General features: G+C 68.4%; 18 protein-coding genes. 9 read left to right on the top strand and 9 right to left on the bottom strand.

The features are described 5' to 3' along the window. Positions 1-19: 19 nt before the first annotated feature. The 5 genes from G333_RS0110345 (at position 20) to G333_RS0110365 (ending at position 4476) form a co-directional block, all read left to right on the top strand. Positions 20-424: a DUF302 domain-containing protein gene (locus G333_RS0110345; RefSeq protein WP_018146111.1), complete on the top strand. Its 405-nt coding sequence runs from the start codon at positions 20-22 to the stop codon at positions 422-424. A gap of 23 nt (positions 425-447) precedes the next feature. Further along, positions 448-1557 carry a glycolate oxidase subunit GlcE gene (gene glcE / locus G333_RS0110350; RefSeq protein WP_019628421.1) on the top strand — a complete coding sequence of 370 codons (1110 nt, stop codon included), beginning with the start codon at positions 448-450 and terminating at the stop codon, positions 1555-1557. Between the two features lie 4 nt (positions 1558-1561). Then, complete coding sequence (gene glcF / locus G333_RS0110355) at positions 1562-2827, top strand: glycolate oxidase subunit GlcF (protein ID WP_019628422.1); 1266 nt, start codon at positions 1562-1564, stop codon at positions 2825-2827. 64 nt (positions 2828-2891) lie between these two features. Continuing rightward, the gene (locus G333_RS0110360; protein WP_026182143.1) at positions 2892-4076 is read left to right on the top strand and encodes an alanine--glyoxylate aminotransferase family protein; all 1185 of its coding nucleotides are present in this window, start codon (positions 2892-2894) and stop codon (positions 4074-4076) included. 70 nt (positions 4077-4146) lie between these two features. Continuing rightward, a complete protein-coding gene (locus G333_RS0110365) occupies positions 4147-4476 on the top strand; it encodes a hypothetical protein (RefSeq protein ID WP_018169389.1) in 330 nt (109 codons plus the stop codon). A gap of 285 nt (positions 4477-4761) precedes the next feature. Here G333_RS0110365 and G333_RS0110370 read toward each other — a convergent pair whose 3' ends face one another. From G333_RS0110370 to G333_RS0110395, 6 genes are all read right to left on the bottom strand, one after another. Further along, the gene (locus G333_RS0110370) at positions 4762-5292 is read right to left on the bottom strand and encodes a phosphatase PAP2 family protein (RefSeq protein ID WP_026340949.1); all 531 of its coding nucleotides are present in this window, start codon (positions 5290-5292) and stop codon (positions 4762-4764) included. Continuing rightward, a complete protein-coding gene (locus G333_RS0110375; protein ID WP_019628424.1) occupies positions 5267-6499 on the bottom strand; it encodes a glycosyltransferase family 1 protein in 1233 nt (410 codons plus the stop codon). Before G333_RS0110375 ends, G333_RS0110370 begins: the two co-directional genes overlap by 26 nt. A gap of 24 nt (positions 6500-6523) precedes the next feature. Beyond that, a complete protein-coding gene (locus G333_RS0110380) occupies positions 6524-7264 on the bottom strand; it encodes a 1-acyl-sn-glycerol-3-phosphate acyltransferase (protein WP_018951173.1) in 741 nt (246 codons plus the stop codon). Between the two features lie 4 nt (positions 7265-7268). Beyond that, positions 7269-8084, bottom strand: coding sequence for a GNAT family N-acetyltransferase (locus G333_RS0110385; RefSeq protein WP_018951172.1), 816 nt, complete (start codon positions 8082-8084; stop codon positions 7269-7271). A gap of 157 nt (positions 8085-8241) precedes the next feature. Continuing rightward, positions 8242-8655 (bottom strand): rhodanese-like domain-containing protein, encoded by a 414-nt coding sequence (locus G333_RS0110390; RefSeq protein ID WP_018146120.1) that lies wholly within the window; start codon positions 8653-8655, stop codon positions 8242-8244. A gap of 158 nt (positions 8656-8813) precedes the next feature. Continuing rightward, positions 8814-10847, bottom strand: coding sequence for a thioredoxin domain-containing protein (locus G333_RS0110395; RefSeq protein WP_019628425.1), 2034 nt, complete (start codon positions 10845-10847; stop codon positions 8814-8816). 101 nt (positions 10848-10948) lie between these two features. Here G333_RS0110395 and lgt point away from each other — a divergent pair, with 101 nt between their 5' ends. The 3 genes from lgt to G333_RS0110410 are packed head-to-tail and all read left to right on the top strand — an operon-like array spanning position 10949 to position 13096. Next, positions 10949-11764, top strand: a complete 816-nt coding sequence (gene lgt / locus G333_RS0110400; RefSeq protein WP_019628426.1) for a prolipoprotein diacylglyceryl transferase — start codon at positions 10949-10951, stop codon at positions 11762-11764. Between the two features lies 1 nt (position 11765). Next, positions 11766-12584 carry a thymidylate synthase gene (locus tag G333_RS0110405; protein WP_019568494.1) on the top strand — a complete coding sequence of 273 codons (819 nt, stop codon included), beginning with the start codon at positions 11766-11768 and terminating at the stop codon, positions 12582-12584. Between the two features lie 17 nt (positions 12585-12601). Continuing rightward, on the top strand, positions 12602-13096 hold the full coding sequence (locus G333_RS0110410) for a dihydrofolate reductase (protein ID WP_019628427.1): 495 nt from the start codon (positions 12602-12604) through the stop codon (positions 13094-13096). Positions 13097-13534: 438 nt separating this feature from the next. Here the strand turns inward: G333_RS0110410 and znuB are convergent, their stop codons facing one another. Both znuB and G333_RS0110425 read right to left on the bottom strand, forming a co-directional pair. Continuing rightward, positions 13535-14356: a zinc ABC transporter permease subunit ZnuB gene (znuB, locus tag G333_RS0110420; RefSeq protein ID WP_026287963.1), complete on the bottom strand. Its 822-nt coding sequence runs from the start codon at positions 14354-14356 to the stop codon at positions 13535-13537. Next, positions 14353-15186 (bottom strand): ATP-binding cassette domain-containing protein, encoded by an 834-nt coding sequence (locus G333_RS0110425; RefSeq protein WP_051080807.1) that lies wholly within the window; start codon positions 15184-15186, stop codon positions 14353-14355. The genes znuB and G333_RS0110425 overlap by 4 nt, the downstream gene beginning before the upstream one ends. Positions 15187-15230: 44 nt before the next feature. On the opposite strand from G333_RS0110425, the gene G333_RS0110430 reads away from it, so the two are divergent. Continuing rightward, positions 15231-16349 carry a zinc ABC transporter substrate-binding protein ZnuA gene (locus G333_RS0110430; RefSeq protein ID WP_019628429.1) on the top strand — a complete coding sequence of 373 codons (1119 nt, stop codon included), beginning with the start codon at positions 15231-15233 and terminating at the stop codon, positions 16347-16349. A 190-nt stretch (positions 16350-16539) separates the two neighbouring features. On the opposite strand, the gene G333_RS0110435 is transcribed toward G333_RS0110430, so the two are convergent. Next, positions 16540-16899 carry a diacylglycerol kinase gene (locus tag G333_RS0110435; protein ID WP_018951167.1) on the bottom strand — a complete coding sequence of 120 codons (360 nt, stop codon included), beginning with the start codon at positions 16897-16899 and terminating at the stop codon, positions 16540-16542. Positions 16900-16915 lie beyond the last annotated feature (16 nt).

The following is a 16915-nucleotide window of genomic DNA, read 5'->3' on the forward strand; positions in this document are numbered from 1 at the left end:
GCAATCGGAGTACACCGCAATGGAACAACCCAACTACGGCTTCAATGTCATCGTGAAGGGCGGCATCGAGGACGTGATCGCGCAGACCACGGCCGCCCTCGGCGAGGAGGGCTTCGGCATCCTCAGCGATATCGACGTCGCTGCGGCCTTCAAGAAGAAACTGGATCTGGAGCATCGCCCCTACCGCATCCTCGGCGCCTGCAACCCGAACCTTGCACGCCAGGCCGTCGAGGCCGACCCCAACATCGGCCTTCTGCTGCCCTGCAACGTGCTGGTGCAGGACAACGAGAACGGCACCTGCACGGTCGGCTTCATGGACCCGGTCGCGGTCATGGGGCTGGTCGACAAACCCGGTGTCGAAGACCTGGCCGGCGAGGTACGCCATCGTCTGGAGCGCGTGCGCCTGACCCTCGAGACTGGCTAGTCCCCAGCTTCGCGAGCACACCTATGGATACTGGAACCGACCAGTCCGCCGGGCTGGCCGAGCGCATCCGGACGGCCGTCGCCGCCGGGCACCGCCTGGCGATTGCCGGCGGCGGCAGTCAGCGCGCGCGTGCCTTCCCCACGGGCTTCCAACCGGATGTCCAGCCACTGGAGGCCAGCGGCCATCACGGCATCGTCAACCTCGCACCCAGCGAGCTGGTGGTGACCGTGCGCGCCGGCACGCCGGTGATGGAACTGCAGGCCGCGCTGGAAGAGGTGGACATGATGCTGCCCTTCGAACCGGCCATGCCCACGCCGTCCAGCACCGTGGGCGGCATGGTGGCCCTGGGCCTGTCCGGTGCCCGCCGCCCCTGGACCGCCAGCCTGCGCGACGCCGTGCTTGGCACCCGCATCGTCAACGGTCGCGGCGAGATCCTGCGCTTCGGCGGCGAAGTGATGAAGAACGTCGCCGGCTTCGACGTCTCGCGGCTGATGGCCGGCAGCCTCGGCAGCCTGGGCCTGCTGCTGGAGGTCAGCTTCAAGCTGCTGCCCGCCCCCGCCTACCAGGCCTGGCTGCGCCAGGAGAGCTCCGCCGCGGCCTTCATCGAGCAGGCGCGCGACTGGGGCCGTACCGCCCTGCCGTTCTCGGGCCTGGCCTGGGCTGACGGTATCGGCCACATCCGCCTGGGCGGTGGCCAGGAGGCCGTGCAGGAGGCCGCCGAACGCCTGGGCGCAGCACCGGATATCGACGGCCCGACCTTCTGGGCGCAACTGCGCGATCGGCACCTGCCGTTCCTCACCCGACCCATGGCCCGCGGCGAGCGCCTGTGGCGTCTGAGCCTGCCGCCCGCCACCCCGCCGCTGGATCTGCCCGGCGAATGGCTGCTCAACTGGGGCGGCGGCGAGCGCTGGCTGCGCTCCACGGCCACCCCGGACGCAGTGCGCGCTGCCACCGAGCAAGCGGGCGGACACGCCCGCCTGTGGTCCGGCGATCCGGCCGGGGCGGCCTGGCTGCACCCCCGCGCACCGGCCCATGCGCGCCTGGAGGGCGAGGTCCGCGCCGCCCTGGACCCTGACGGCGTGTTCTTCGCCCCGCTGATCACCCCTCATCCACGCACCGTGCCGACGAGCTGAAGCCATGGAAACTCGCCTGCACCCGCGCTTCGAGAATGATCCGGCGGCGCGCATCGCCGAAGACGCCCTGCGTGCCTGCGTGCACTGTGGCTTCTGCAACGCGACTTGTCCCACCTATCAGGAACAGGGTGACGAGCTGGACGGCCCGCGCGGACGCATCTACCAGATCAAGCAGGTCCTGGAGAGCGGCGAGGCCAATACCACCACCCGCACCCACCTGGACCGCTGCCTGACCTGTCTCAACTGCATGACCACCTGCCCCTCCGGGGTCGATTACAACCACCTGGTCGCCTTTGGCCGGGAGGTGATCGAGGAAGACCTCCCGCGCGGCTGGCGCGATCGGCTGCTGCGCACCCTGCTGGTCCGCGCGCTGCCGGCACGCTGGCCGTTCCGTCTCGCCCTGGGGCTCGGCCGCCTGGCCCGCCCACTGCTGCCCGCCACCCTGAAGCGCCGCGTGCCCGCACGCCACGGTGCCCGGGCCTGTGCAACCCGCATTGGCGCGGCGACTCCGGCGGGCTTTCCCCACGGGCGCGTGCTGCTGCTCGGCGGCTGCGTGCACGATGCGATCGACGCCCGCATCAACGCCGCACTCCGGGGCCTGCTCGGGCGCCTTGGCATCGAGGTGGTCGAGGCCGGCGAGGCCCGCTGCTGCGGCGCGGTGGAACACCACCTGGCGTTCGCGGAGCGCACCCGCGAGCGGGTCCGGGCCAACCTCGACGCCTGGGAGTCGATTCTTGCGAACGGGGTGGACGCCGTCGTCAGCACCGCCAGCGGCTGCGGCGTGATGCTGCGCGACTACGCGCACATCCTGGCCGACGACCCGACGTATGCCGCACGCGCCGCCCGCTTCACGGCGCAGGTCCGTGACCCGGTCGAGCTGTTCGATATCCAGACCATCCGCAGCCTCGGCATCCGGGCGCCGGCAGATCACCCGCCCGTCGCCTGGCATGCCCCCTGCACCCTGCAACATGGCCAGGGCCTGGCCGGCCGCGTGGAACCGCTACTGCAGGCCGCCGGCTTCCACCTGGTGCCGGTCGCCGAGCCGCATCTGTGCTGCGGCTCGGCCGGAACCTATTCCATTCTCCAGCCGGCGATGGCGGGCCGTCTGCGCCAGCGCAAGCTGGACAACCTCGAGGCCAGCGGCCCCGCGCGCATCGTGACCGCCAACATCGGCTGCCAGACGCACCTGCAGTACGGGACCGATACGCCGGTCGAGCACTGGCTCACACTGCTCGAACGCCACTGCGGCGCAACTCCCGCCGGTGCGTAGGGGCGCTTGCCCAAGCCCCGACAGCACTCTAGATTCCCCCTTTTCCAATCCGGTAGACGCATCCATGCAGGCAAAATCCTTTCTCCCCCCGCAGCGCACCCTGATGGGCCCCGGCCCCTCCGACGTGAATCCGCGCGTGCTCGCCGCGATGAGCCGCCCGATCATCGGCCATCTGGACCCGGTGTTTGTCGGCATGATGGAGGAGATGAAGGGCCTGCTGCAGTACGCCTTCCAGACCAACAACGCCCTGACCCTGCCGGTCTCCGCCCCCGGTTCCGCCGGCATGGAGACCTGCTTCGTGAACCTGGTCGAACCGGGTGACAAGGTCATCGTCTGCATCAACGGCGTGTTCGGCACCCGGATGAAGGAGAACGTCGAGCGCTGCGGCGGTACCGCCGTCCTGGTCGAGGACGACTGGGGCGCCCCGGTCTCCCCCGAGAAGGTCGAGGACGCGCTGAAGGGCAACCCGGACGCGAAAATCCTGGCCTTCGTGCACGCCGAGACCTCCACCGGGGCGCGCTCGGATGTCGAGACGCTGTGCCGCCTGGCCCGCGAGCATGACTGCCTGAGTATCGTCGACTCGGTCACGGGCCTCGCCGGCAGCCCGCTGTACGTGGACGACTGGGGCGTGGACGCGATCTACTCCGGCTCGCAGAAGTGCCTGTCCTGCACCCCGGGGCTGTCGCCGGTCAGCTTTAGCGAACGCGCGGTGGAACGCATCCAGGCACGCAGCCACAAGGTGCAGAGCTGGTTCCTCGACCTCAACCTGGTCATGGGCTACTGGGGCGGCGGCGGCAAGCGTGCCTACCACCACACCGCGCCGATCAACGCCCTGTACGCCCTGCACGAATCGCTGGTGATCCTGGCCGAAGAGGGCCTGGAGAACAGTTGGTCGCGCCACAACCGTCATCACGACGCCCTGCGCGCCGGGCTCGAGGCCATGGGCCTGAGCTTCCTGGTGGACGCCGAGCATCGCCTGCCGCAGCTGAATACCATCCACGTGCCGGAAGGCGTCGACGAGGCCGCGGTACGTGGCGAACTACTGAACCGCTACGGCCTGGAGATCGGCGCGGGACTCGGCCCGTACGCGGGCAAGGTCTGGCGCATCGGCCTGATGGGCCATGGCGCCAACGAGAAGAACGTGCTGCTGTGCCTGTCCGCGCTGGAGGCCGTGCTGGCCGACATGGGCGCGGTCACCCCTGGCCGCGCGCTGTCCGCCGCCCGCGCCACCTACGCGCAGCAAGGCTGAACCATTACCGGCCGCCGTCATCGCCTGCGAGCGATGACGGCGCTTCGAGACCCAACGGGAGACCTACACCATGACGCTAAGTCAACTGCTGCAGTATCTGGACGAACACATGGACGGCGTGTTCCTGGACGGCGACCCCGCCGCGTCACTGGAAAAGGCGCGCAGCGGAGACCACCGCAACCCCATCGCGGCCGAGGTCCTGGTCGCCCTGATGGACGGCGCCGGTTCCGACAGCCCGGACGCCACCATGGAACGGGCCGAGGCGGTCAAGTCCATCGGCCCGACCCGCCTGAAATACATGGGCGACGACGCCCCGGTCGAGGGCTTCCGCCTGGTGGAAAAGACCATCGTCACCATCGACGCCGCCTACAACGAGGAAGCGCTCGCCCTGCGCGGCTGACGCCGCGCCCTGCCCCCGGACACAGCCGGCGGGGCATTCCGTGGGCCATCACCCCGGAAAGGCCTGAACGCCCCGCCATCCCGGCCGGAGTGAAGCCCTCCTCGTCATCCCGGCCGGAGCGAAGCTGTCACCGCCCCCCGGCCGGAGCAAACCTCTCCCCGTCATCCCGGCCGCAGCGAAGCGGAGAGCCGGGATCTCCGGGAACGCCCCGGGCCGTTCAACCAGATCCCGGATAACCGCTGCGCGGTTTCCGGGATTACAAAGTGGGTGACGCAGGTTCGGCTGTCAGAGCAGGCTGACCAGTCCAAGAACGGTCGCAGCCACCGTTGCGCCGATCAAGGCGCCCATGGCGACATCGCTCGGGTAGTGCAGGGCCAGCACCAGCCGCGAGGCGGCCACCAGCACCGCGAACGGCACGACCAGCCACGCCCACACCGGGAACCAGGCCACCAGGATCAACGTAAACCCCACCGCGTGCATCGTATGGCCGGAGGGGAAACTGAACTCGTCCAGCGGGTCCACGGTGCGCGCGAACGGACGACCACGATGGCAGGGTCGACGCCGGCTGGTGCGCCGCTTCAGCCACTTGTAAAGCGGCAGCGAGGCCAGCCCCACTACCGCCATCTGCAGACTGACCCAGGCCGCCTGCGGCCCATGAATCAGTGGCAGGGCAAGCATCAGCGCATACCAGATGACCCCGTCGCCCAGGCGGCTGATCCAGCCAAAGAACCCGCTGACGACGCGTCGCCGATTGTAATGGTTGAACTGCTCGCAGACCGCCAACTCGAACTCATCCATCCATTGCAGGACTCGCATCACGCGCCTCTCCTAGCAGTTCCAGACAAACCGTTTCGAACTCGGCGACCACCTCGACCCAATCAAGGCCCCGGGCGCACGCCCGGGCGTGGCGCCCCATCTCGCTCCACCCCTCCGGGATCTGTGCGAGTTCCGCGGCGGCCGTGACAAAGGCTGCGGCATCCGCCGTCACATCGCCGGTAAAGCGCACCCGGGCGCCGCTCACGCCGCTGATCACGTGCTCGTGAGCCGCCGCGGTATCGAAGGCCAGCACCGGGAGTCCGCTGGCCATGGCCTCGATCACCACGTTGCCGAAGGTCTCGGAGGTGGATGGGAACAGGAACAGGTCGGCGCTGGCGTAGTGCTGGGCCAGGGCCTGCCCCACCTGCTGCCCGGTAAAGATCAGGTCCGGGTGTGCCCGCTCAAGCGCGACACGGGAGGGTCCGTCGCCTACCAGTACCAGGCGGGCCTCGGGCACGTGCTCCTGCAACACACGAAAGGCCTCCACCACCAGACCCAGATTCTTCTCTGGCGCCAGTCGGCCGACGTACAGGACCACCGGCCCGGGCCCCCATTGCCGACGCAGGCGCGAGGATCGCCGTGCCGGCGTGAAGTGCCGGGTATCCACGCCGCGCGCCATCACCCGCACGCGCTCGAAGCCATGGCCTGCAAGGCTTGTGGCCAGTGCCTGCGTGGGGGCCAGGGTTACGTCGCAGCGATTGTGGAAACGGCGCAGGACGGCCCGCACCAGAGGTGTCAGCCAGCCCACGCCGTAGTAGCGGGCATAGCCATCGAAATGGGTGTGAAACCCCGATGCGACGGGGATCCCGAGGCGCCGTGCCGCGCGCAGGGCCGAGTGGCCAAGCGGCCCTTCGGTCGCGACATACACGGCGTCAGGCCGGTGTTCGGTCCACAGCGCCGTCAAGCGCCGGCGAGCCGGCAATCCCATGCGCAAACCGCTGTAGCCCGGAAGCGGCAACCCCGGCAATGGCCGCTCCTCCATTAAACCGTCCGTCTCCAGCGGGTCCACGACGACGGCCTTCGATTCGCCCGGCTGGCACGGACGCAGCACCTGCACGCGATGGCCGCGGCTGCGCATCCCCTCAACCAGGCACGCGAGGGTATGGGCCACACCATTGACCTCCGGTGGCCAGGTCTCGGTCACCAGGGCCAGGTTCAGACATGGGCGGGAGGGGCGGCGGGATTCCGTGTGTAGCGGCGACGACATGGTGAACCCCCTCCCCGCCCGCCGCTACGAGGCGCGGGCGCTTGCGCGCCCCGAAGGCGGATCGACCGGCAGGCCGAGCACATCGACAATGGCGCTGCGGGCGCCGTCGGCCAGACTGCGCCGATCCTGGTTGGCGGATTCCAGCGGGGCCAGAAGATGCAGGTCCACGTGCGTCTCGCGCCGACACAACAGCTTCCAGACATTCGAGATCAGGCGATCGTCTTCCGCGTAGGACACCGGCACCGGGCCGTTCGGCATGCCTTCGTAGGCCAGCGCCACCGGCTGCACCGGATGCTGGGTGCCGGCCACGGCCGCAAACAGTCGCGGATGAAACCGGCGTACGAACTCGCCGCGGCTGGTCGTGCCTTCCGGGAACACCACGAACTGCAGGCCCTCGTCGAGCCCGGCCCGCATCGCCTCGAAGTGGGCCGACGCCTGATTGGCCCCGCGTTCGATAAAGCGGGTGTCATGCTGACGACCGAGCCAGCCGATGATCGGCCAACGTGCGATCTCCGCCTTGGAGAGGAAACAGGTGTCCATCGCGGCGCCGATCAGCGGGATATCCAGCCAGGAGACATGGTTGGCCACCACCAGTGATGTACGCCGGGGTTCCTCGCCATGGATCCGGAGCCGCACCCCCACGATCCACAGCGCGCGGTCGTACCAGGCGCGGCGGATGCGGCTGCGTTCCGCGAAATCGGCCCCCCGGCGGACCATCCTCCAGGTCAGCCAGACCCCCGCCAGCATGTGCAGCACGATGCGCATCAGCCTACCCAGTGCCCGCAGTGTTCCGGTCATGCTCCGTTCCTCGGCTTGCGGGCGTCATAGCGCCCATGAAGTGCCGATGGTAACGGTCCGGCATGGCGCGCACATCCAGCAGGACAAGCACGTCGGCCACATTGAAATCGGGATCGAAACAGGCCTCGCCGCAGACCCGGGCACCCAGGCGAAGGTAGGCTTTCAGCAACGGCGGCAGCCCGGTACGGCTGGGTGTGCCATGGCAGATGGTCAGGGAATTAGGCAGCGGCCGACGCGGCGTCACCCGCAGACGTGACGGGGCTCGATGGAACAGGCGTAGCCAGGCCAGCTGGGCCGGCGTCTGCTCGCTCAATGGCAGGCTCGCACAGCCCATCAGGTAGTCGTAACGATGGGCGTTCATGAACCGCGCCAGGCCGGTCCACAGCGCGTTGATCGCGGCCCCCTGACGATGATCCGCGCGCACGCAGGTGCGGCCGATCTCCAGGGTCTTCCCCGGGAGATTCATCAACGGGCCCAGTTCGAATTCGGACAGCGAGTAGAAGCCACCGGCCGTGCTGGCGCTCTCCTCGGTGAGGATGCGTGTGCAGGCAACCACCGTACCGGAGCGCCGTTCGCGCACCAGCAGGTGATGACAGAAGGGGTCCAGGGGATCCCGGTCCAGACCGGATCCAGCATCCGGAAGCGCAGCCCCCATCTCGCCAGCGAAGACCTCGTGGCGCAGGCGCTGGGCCGCCTCGAGCTCCGACGGGCTGGACGCGAGGTGGATGCGGTAGGCGGTTTCGTTTGCCGCGATCGGTGTAGCTGGGGACAGCTGCGGTTCGCTCATGGTGGCGACCTCCGGTTGAACTGTCCCGGAGACTACGCCGCGTGGTTGACCGCCCCGTGTAGGAACGATGACGGTCGGATGAACCCGCCGCCGGAACCGTGCCCGAAGACGGCACCGTTCGGGGCGGAGGCCCCTGCCCCCGCCCCGCCAGCCCCTGCTACGGCAGCGGGCCCGTGTAGGCGCCGGATTCCACCGGCAGGTCCTCGCCTTCCCAGCTCTTGATACCGCCGGCGATGTTCACCACGTTGGTAAAGCCCATGTCCTGCAGTCGCTGCACGGACATCGCGGCACGGCCGCCGGTTGCGCACATCACGGCCACCGGCTTCTCGCGCGCGTTCACCAGCGCATCAATGCGGTGCGGGGTGTTGGGATCGGCCGCACCCTCCAGCAGGCCACGCGGAACCAGGATGGAGTTCGGCGCGTGCATCTTTTCGAACTCATAGGGCTCGCGCACATCCACCACCAGCCAGTCCTCGCCGTTCTCCATCTTCTCGGCAAGATCCGCCGGGGCGATCTCCTTCACGTTCTTCCGCGCCTCGGCGACGAAATCCATCAGCTTCTTCTCGCTCATTCGAACATTCCCTTTTGCAATGAATCGGACTACCCCCCGCAGGAGCCTGCTTGCAGGCGAACGCCCCGGCCAGAGTCAGATGCCGGCAGGGGCATTCGCCTGCAAGCAGGCTCCTACACACGGGCTCTCATTCTACCGTGGGTGCGAGTCCGGGCGATTCAACCCTCGTCGAGCGCACCTTCCAGCGCAACGGGATCGGTCACCGGGGCCGCGCACTGCAACCCGCGACAGACATAGGCCCGCACGCCCGTCTCCGGGGCGGCTTTCTCCGCGAGCGCGGCGGGCAGATCGCCGGCCGGCGCGGGAATCGCGAAGGTCCACACCGGAGCATCCTGCACCCGCAGTCGCTGCTGCCACGCGGGAAGTTCGTCGGCTGGCCCCCGCAGCACGACCAGGGCCGGCGCCTGGTAATGGATGTCCAGCGCGGTCAGCAGGCTCATGTGGCCCAGTGGCGCCTGCTCGACCATCGGGCCGGCGTTCGCCAGCGTGCGCTCGGCCGCCTCCAGGTAGCGGGGTTCGGACAGCAGGAACCCGAGTTTCTGCAATACCTGAGCGGCGGTCCCGTTGCCAGCCGCCATGGCATCGTCGGCATAGACCTTCGGGCGCTGGATCAGTGCCTCGTGATCCCGGGCGGTGAAGAAGAAACCGCCCTGTTCGCGGTCCTCGAATTCCTCCAACAGGGTGTCGGCCAGCGTGGTGGCCCAGGCCAGCAGGTCGCTGTCCCACTCGGCCTCCAGCAGCGCCAGCGTGGCCTCCAGCAACAGGGCGTGATCGTCCAGGTAGGCGCGCGGCTTCGCGCCGGTCGCCCCCTCGCGCACGCTGGCGTACAACCGGCCGTCGCGCCACAGACGCTCGCGCACGGCGGTCATCGCCTCGCGTGCCAGGCGCAACCATTCCGGGCGCTCCAGGGCGCGCGCGGCACGCGCCAGGCCCGAGATCATCAGGGCATTCCAGGCGCCTAGGATCTTCTCGTCGCGATGCGGTCGGACCCGGTCCTCGCGTGCCGCGAGCAGGCGTTCGCGGGCACGGTCCAGACGCGTGTTCGCCTCCGCCTCGTCGATCCCCAGCGCATCCGCGACGGTCGCCGCTGGCGCCACCTCGTGCAGATGCCAGCGCCCCTCGAAATTGGCCGGGCCGTTGAGTCCCCAGACCCGGCTGGCGACGGCCCACTCGTCCTCCGTCAGGAGCGCCTGGACCGTCTCCGGGTCCCAGACATAGAAGCGTCCTTCCTCGCCCTCGGAGTCCGCGTCCAGGCTCGAATAAAAGGCCCCGGAGGGATCCCGCATCTCGCGCTCCAGCCAGGCGACCGTCGGCTCCACCACCCGCCGCGCGCGTTCGTCGCCGTGGGCGGCGCGCTCGGCGTACAGTCCCAGCAACGGCCCGTTGTCGTAGAGCATCTTCTCGAAGTGCGGGATCATCCAGCGGGCATCCACCGAGTAGCGGCAAAAGCCACCGCCCACCTGATCGAAGATCCCGCCGGCGGCCATCGCATCCAGCGTGCGGGCCAGCATGCGCTCCGCCTCGGCATCGCCATGGCGCGCCGAGTGCCAGGCCAGCCACTCGAGCGAGGCTGGGTGCGGGAACTTGGGGGCGTCACCGAAACCGCCGAACTGCTCGTCGAAGGTCTTCGCCAGTTCGGCGCGCCCCTTGTCGATGACACTGAGGGCCGGGATCGCGCCACCGGCCGGGCTGTAGATCCGCCCCAGTGCCTGCTGCAACGAGTCGTTCTGGCGCTGGATCTCCTCGGGGTGCTCGGCGAGGAAATCGGACACCCGGGTCATCAGGTCCACGAACGATGGCAGGCCGTGGCGCGGGGTGTTCGGGAAGTAGGTCCCAGCAAAAAACGGCACCTGGTCCGGGGTCAGGAAGACGGTCAGCGGCCAGCCTCCGGGGCGCTGCGACAGCAGCATGTGCGCGTTCTGGTAGATGCGGTCGAGGTCCGGGCGCTCCTCGCGGTCCACCTTGATGTTGACGAAGCGTTCGTTCATCACCGCGGCGGTGTCCGAGTGCTCGAAGGACTCGTGCGCCATCACGTGGCACCAGTGGCAGGCAGAGTAGCCAATCGAGAGCAGGATCGGCTTGTCCTCGCGGCGGGCGCGCTCCAGCGCCTCCTCGCCCCAGGGGTACCAGTCCACAGGATTGTCGGCGTGCTGCAGCAGATACGGGCTGCTGGCCCCGGCCAGTCGATTCATCGCGCGGCCTCCTTGCAGGTGGATCGGGCTAGCGACATACAGGTGCATGCCGGGGCCCGGGCGAGTAGCATGTGCAGCCGGTTTTTCATCCGCAAGCGCCCATGCCCACACACCCGTTTATCGACCCCGTCGCCCTGTCCATTGGCCCACTGACCCTGTATTGGTACGGCCTGACATACCTGGTCGGATTTGTCGCCTTCTGGGCGCTGGGCGTATGGCGCACACGCAGTCGCAACTGGGACCCCCTGCACCCCTGGCAGGTCGGTGACCTGCTGTTCTGGGGCGTACTCGGGGTCGTCGTCGGCGGGCGGCTCGGCTATGCACTGTTCTACAACCTCGACACGACGCTGGCCGACCCGCTGAGCCTGTTCCGCATCTGGGAGGGTGGCATGGCCTTCCACGGCGGGCTGGCCGGCGTGCTGGTCACCTGCTGGCTATACGCCCGCAAGATCGGCCAGCCGTTCTTCCGTCTGACCGACTTCATCGCACCCCTGATCCCGATCGGCCTGGGCGCCGGGCGCATCGGCAACTGGATCAACGGCGAGCTGTGGGGCAAACCCACCGACCTGCCCTGGGCCATGGTCTTCCCGGCCGCAGACTACATCCCCCGTCATCCGTCGCAGCTGTACCAGGCCTTTCTCGAAGGGCTCGTGCTGTTCGTGGTGTTGTGGGTCGTCTCGCGCCAGCCGCGGCGTACCGGACTGATCTCCGGGCTGTTCCTGACGCTTTACGGCAGCTTCCGTTTCGCGGTCGAGTTCGTCCGCGTGCCCGACGCCCATCTCGGCTACCTCGCTTTCGACTGGCTCACCATGGGACAGGTCCTGACCCTGCCGGTGATCCTGTTCGGCGTTACCCTGATCGTCTGGTCGCGGCGCAACCCCCTGCCCGCACCCCGCCCGGCCCCGGAGACCGCCTGAGATGCAGCAATACCTGGACCTGGTGCGGCACATCCGCGACCACGGCACGGACCGCCCGGACCGCACCGGTACCGGCACGCGCTCGGTATTCGGCTACCAGATGCGCTTCGACCTGGCGGACGGCTTCCCGCTGGTCACCACCAAGCGAACCCATCTGCGCTCGGTAATCCACGAACTGCTGTGGTTCATCGCCGGTGATACCAATGTCGGCTACCTGCGCGAGCACAAGGTCCGCATCTGGGACGAGTGGGCCACCGCGGCCGGCGACCTGGGTCCCGTCTACGGCGCGCAGTGGCGCAACTGGGCCGGCCACGACCAGCTTGCCGAACTGATCGACAACCTGAGGAACCGCCCCCACTCCCGGCGCCACATCATCAGTGCCTGGAACGTGGCCGACCTGCCGGACGAATCCATCTCGCCACAGGCCAACGCGGAGGCTGGGCGCATGGCCCTGGCGCCCTGCCACACCCTGTTCCAGTTCTACGTGGCCGACGATCGCCTGTCCTGCCAGCTCTACCAGCGCAGCGCGGATGTGTTTCTCGGGGTGCCGTTCAACATCGCCAGCTACGCCCTGCTGACCCACATGCTCGCGCAGGTGGTGGGCCTGAAGCCCGGCGAGTTCGTCCATACCTTCGGCGACGCCCACCTCTACCGCAACCACCAGGAGCAGGTCGAAGAACTGCTCGGGCGCGAACCGCTGCCGCTGCCAACCCTGCACCTGAACCCGGACGTCACCGACCTGTTCGCCTTCACCTTCGACGACATCGAGGTGCGAGACTATGAGTCCCACCCCCCGATCAAGGCCCCCATCGCGATCTGAGCGTTCCCGGAGTCCCCATGCCCCAGCCCGAGATTCATCTGATGGTCGCGCTCGATCCGGATCACGTGATCGGGCGCGACAACGACCTGCCCTGGCACCTGCCGAAGGACCTGCAGCACTTCAAGCGAATGACTGCCGGTCACCCGATGATCATGGGTCGGCGCACCTTCGAATCCATCGGACGGCCGCTGCCGAATCGCCGCAACCTGGTGCTGACGCGCCAGGCGGACTGGCAAGCGGAGGGTGTCGAGGTCTATCGCGATCTGGATGCGGCGCTGGCCACCATCGAGGCCGGCCCCGCCTTCGTGATCGGCGGCGCCGGCCTGTTCGAGGAGACCCTGCCGCGCGCCGACGTGCTGCACCTGACCCGGGTGCACGAGTGCCATGCCGGCGACACCTTCTTCCCCGCCCTCGACCCCACGGACTGGGACGTCGTCTGGTCCGAGCACCACGAAGCCGACGAACGCCACGCCTGCCCCTTCACCTTCGAACGCCTCGAACGCCGCCGCTGAACGCGACCCGGCGCCGTCCAGGGACCGTGCGGGCCCGGGTGTGTACAGCACCCGGCGGCCGAAGGTGGCCCTGGAACGCAGTGGTACACGCCCCAGGGCTCCACGCCCCTCCTACTTCGTGATCCCGGAAACCACGTAGCGGTTATCCGGGATCACGGCGGCCGGGGTTGCCCCGACGGGGGAGATCCCGGCTCTTCGCTTCGCTGCGGCCGGGATGACAGTACAGGGGCAAGGGCCGGGGACGGTGACATTCCAGAAAGGCCCGGATTAAAGCGACCTGCGGCGGGCTATTTGCGCCCCTGGACGATCCCCCTGACTGGCTGACCCTCGTGGCTAATCAGGAAGAATCTTTCTCTGTGCCCCCTAGGGTGCACAATCGCCCGGATCCTTAGCCCGTTCTTCGTGCCTTCGTGCGCTTCGTAGTGAAGAACGGTGTTGTCAGCGCCCGCCAAAGTGGGGGATCAGGCGGCCGGGCAGCAGGTGGACCAGGATGAAGCCCAGCATCGCGGCGACCACGATGGTCGGGCCGGTCGGGGTGTCGTACTGGAAGGAGCCCCACAGCCCGGCCCCCACGGCCAGCATGCCGATGATGCCGGCGAGGATCGCCATCTGCTCGGGGGTGGCCGCAAAGCGCCGGGCACTGGCCGCCGGGATGATCATCAGCGCCGTGATCAGCAGCACGCCGACCACCTGCATCGCCGCCGCGATCACCAGTGCGATCAGCAGCATCAGGCCCAGCCGCACCAGCAGTACCGGCACACCCTCCACCTGGGCGAGCTCCTCGTGCACCGTCAGCGCCAGCAGCGGGCGCCACAGCAGGATCAGCAGCAGCAACGCCACGCCCCCGCCGATCGCGATGGACATCAAGTCGTTGGTGCCCACCGCGAGGATGTCACCGAACAGGTAGGCCATCAGATCCACCCGCAACCCCTCGATAAAGGTAACGGCGACGATCCCCAACGACAGCGAACTGTGCGCGAGAATCCCGAGCAGGGTGTCCGAGGCCAGTTCCTGCCGCCGCTGCAGCAGTACCAGCAGGATGGCGATGGCCACGCACACGATCGTGACCATCAGGTTCAGGTTCAGCCCCAGGAGTACCCCGAGGGCGACGCCCAGCAGCGCCGAATGGGACACGGTATCGCCGAAATAGGCCATGCGGCGCCAGACCACGAAGGCCCCCAGCGGCCCCGCGACGGCGGCCACCATCAGCCCCGCCAGGAGGGCACGAATCAGGAAATCGTCGAGCAGGCCATCCATCATCGGGAATCGCCCCCAGGACCGGGCCGGTGGGCATGGCCGCAGCCGGCGTGATGTTCGTGCACATCCCCGGCCACATCGTGCACATGGTCGTGATCGTGCCGGTAGACGCCAATCCCCTGCATGTCCGTCTCCGGGAACAGGCGCTGGTACTCGGGATGCCGCGAAACCTCCTCCGGCCGACCCGTGCAGCATACATGCTGGTTCAGGCAGATCACCGCATCGGCCCCGGCCATCACCAGGTGCAGGTCGTGCGACACCATCAGCACCCCGCAGCCGGTCTCGTGGCGGATGTCATCGATCAGCTTGAACACCTCGCCCTGGCCGACAATATCCACCCCCTGGGCGGGCTCGTCCAGCACCAGCAGGTTCGGGCGATTGAGCAGGGCGCGCGCCAGCAGCACCCGCTGCATCTCGCCGCCGGAAAGCGACTGCACCGGCTTGTGCAGCAGATGCGGCACGCCGACCCGCTCCAGGCCTTCGCGCAGGACGGCCTCCGGGGCCCGCTGGCGCAGCGTCAGAAAACGCCGCACCGACAACGGCAGCACCGGCTCGATCTGCAGGCGCTGGGGCATGTAGCCAATGCGCAGCCCGCGCCGGCGTTGTACCCCGCCGTGTCCCGGCTTCCACAGTCCCAGCAGCACTCGCAACAGCGAGGTCTTGCCCGCCCCGTTGGGGCCGATCACCACGGTCACCTCGGCCGGCCGCACCTGGACCGAGACATGATCCAGGATCACCCGCCCGCCGCGTTCCAGCGAGACGTCGCGGGCGGCCAGCAACGGCGAGGCATCCGTCGCCGGTTGCGTGTGCGGGGAAGGGGTTTCGCGATTCATATTGGTATACTATAACGTTATTGAATCCGATGGAGAATCCGCCCATGCGCTCTGCTGCCCGCCGCCCGACCTTCCTCGCCCTGCTCCTGGCCCTGGCGTTTCTGGTGACGGTGGCCACGCCCGCGCAGGCCGACAGCCCGCGCATCGTCGCATCGATTCTACCGATTCACAGTCTGGTTGCCGCGCTGGCCGGCGACACCCACGAGGTGGAACTGCTGGTGCCGGCCAGCGCCTCGCCCCACGGCTATTCCATGCGTCCCTCCGAGGCACGGCGCCTGCAGCAGGCCGACCTGGTGGTCTGGGTCGGTCCGGAGCTCGAGGGCTTTCTGGAGCGCTCGCTGCACGGGATCGCCGACCGCGCGACGGTCATCAGCCTGATGCACGACCTCGATCTCGATCTTCTGGAGGGCCGCACCGGGGGCGTATGGGAAGGCCATCATGACCACGGCGACGATGGCAGCCATGGGCATGACGATCACGGCGATCACGGCGATCACGGCGATCACGGACATGACCATCATGCCCACGACGATCACAACGGACACGCGGACCACGCGCACGCGCACGACCACGCTGCTCACGGCTCGGATGATCATGGACACGCCGCGCATGACGACGGGCACGGGCATGCACATGGCGATTACGACAGCCACCTGTGGCTGTCGCCGGCCGTCGCACGTGCCATCGTCGAACAACTCGCGGAGCGCCTCGCGGAACTCGATCCGGAACAGGCCGCAACGATCCGGGACAACCGGGACGGCCTGCTCCAGCGCATCGACGAGCTGGACGCCACGATCGCCGAGCAACTGGCCCCGGTACGCGACCAGCGCTTCATGGTGTTTCACGACGCCTACCAGTACTTCGAGCAGCACTATGGCCTGAACGCGGCCGGCTCCATCAGCGTCGATCCCTCGCGCATGCCCGGGGCCCGCCGGCTGTCCGAACTGCGCGGCCGTCTGGCACAGGGCGATGTCGCCTGCCTGTTCACCGAACCGCAGTTTCGCCCGGCGCTGGCGGAAACCGTGGCCGAGGGTACCGGCACCCGGCTCGGCATGCTCGACCCCATCGGCGCGGAGCTGGAGCCTGGCCCCGATGCCTGGTTCCTGCTGATGCAGGGTATGGCGGACGGCTTCACCGACTGCATGGCACATAACGGCTCCTGACGGACACGCGGCCCCACCTCCGGAAGCCGCGCATCGCCGCCCCACCCTCCTGTGCCGTCACCCCGGAAACCGCGTAGCGGTTATCCGGGATCTCCCACGCCGGGACAGCCCCCAAGGCCGGATATCCCGGCTCTGCGCTTCGCTTCGGCCGGGGTGACCGAAGGGAAAAGGCCCGGATGCCCCACCGCGGTCAGAGCAGGATCAGCCCCCACACCAGTGCTGCCAGGAGGAAGCTGACCAGCACCGCGGCCGAGGCCATGTCCTTGGCGCGCGCCGACAGCGGATGGCGCTCGTCGCCAAACCGGTCGATTGCCGCCTCCACCGCCGAGTTCAGCAGTTCCACCACCAGGATCAACAAGGCACTGCCGGCCAGCAGTGCCCGCTCCACCCCGCTCTCGCCCAACCAGATCGCCAGCGGCAGCAATACCGCGAGCAGCGCCAGCTCCTGACGGAACGCCGACTCGTGTTGATACGCTTCGCGCAGCCCGCGCCAGGAATACCCAAAGGCATGCAGCACCCGGTTCAGGCCACGCCGGCCACTATGCGCCACCCGGATTTCCCTCGGT

Origin of the sequence: Thioalkalivibrio sp. AKL10 (genome assembly GCF_000381845.1) — a bacterium.
GTDB classification, from domain to species: domain Bacteria; phylum Pseudomonadota; class Gammaproteobacteria; order Ectothiorhodospirales; family Ectothiorhodospiraceae; genus Thioalkalivibrio; species Thioalkalivibrio versutus.

Excerpts from the sequence above, each read along its gene's own strand:
- G333_RS0110345 (WP_018146111.1), top strand. The coding sequence starts at position 20 with ATGGAACAACCCAACTACGGCTTCAATGTCATCGTGAAGGGCGGCATC.
- znuB (WP_026287963.1), bottom strand. The coding sequence starts at position 14,356 with ATGATGGATGGCCTGCTCGACGATTTCCTGATTCGTGCCCTCCTGGCG.
- G333_RS0110370 (WP_026340949.1), bottom strand. The coding sequence starts at position 5,292 with ATGCGAGTCCTGCAATGGATGGATGAGTTCGAGTTGGCGGTCTGCGAG.
- G333_RS0110410 (WP_019628427.1), top strand. The coding sequence starts at position 12,602 with ATGCCCCAGCCCGAGATTCATCTGATGGTCGCGCTCGATCCGGATCAC.
- G333_RS0110375 (WP_019628424.1), bottom strand. The coding sequence starts at position 6,499 with ATGTCGTCGCCGCTACACACGGAATCCCGCCGCCCCTCCCGCCCATGT.
- G333_RS0110390 (WP_018146120.1), bottom strand. The coding sequence starts at position 8,655 with ATGAGCGAGAAGAAGCTGATGGATTTCGTCGCCGAGGCGCGGAAGAAC.
- G333_RS0110385 (WP_018951172.1), bottom strand. The coding sequence starts at position 8,084 with ATGAGCGAACCGCAGCTGTCCCCAGCTACACCGATCGCGGCAAACGAA.
- G333_RS0110365 (WP_018169389.1), top strand. The coding sequence starts at position 4,147 with ATGACGCTAAGTCAACTGCTGCAGTATCTGGACGAACACATGGACGGC.
- G333_RS0110425 (WP_051080807.1), bottom strand. The coding sequence starts at position 15,186 with ATGAATCGCGAAACCCCTTCCCCGCACACGCAACCGGCGACGGATGCC.
- G333_RS0110360 (WP_026182143.1), top strand. The coding sequence starts at position 2,892 with ATGCAGGCAAAATCCTTTCTCCCCCCGCAGCGCACCCTGATGGGCCCC.
- G333_RS0110395 (WP_019628425.1), bottom strand. The coding sequence starts at position 10,847 with ATGAATCGACTGGCCGGGGCCAGCAGCCCGTATCTGCTGCAGCACGCC.
- glcF (WP_019628422.1), top strand. The coding sequence starts at position 1,562 with ATGGAAACTCGCCTGCACCCGCGCTTCGAGAATGATCCGGCGGCGCGC.
- G333_RS0110430 (WP_019628429.1), top strand. The coding sequence starts at position 15,231 with ATGCGCTCTGCTGCCCGCCGCCCGACCTTCCTCGCCCTGCTCCTGGCC.
- glcE (WP_019628421.1), top strand. The coding sequence starts at position 448 with ATGGATACTGGAACCGACCAGTCCGCCGGGCTGGCCGAGCGCATCCGG.
- G333_RS0110405 (WP_019568494.1), top strand. The coding sequence starts at position 11,766 with ATGCAGCAATACCTGGACCTGGTGCGGCACATCCGCGACCACGGCACG.
- G333_RS0110380 (WP_018951173.1), bottom strand. The coding sequence starts at position 7,264 with ATGCGCATCGTGCTGCACATGCTGGCGGGGGTCTGGCTGACCTGGAGG.
- lgt (WP_019628426.1), top strand. The coding sequence starts at position 10,949 with ATGCCCACACACCCGTTTATCGACCCCGTCGCCCTGTCCATTGGCCCA.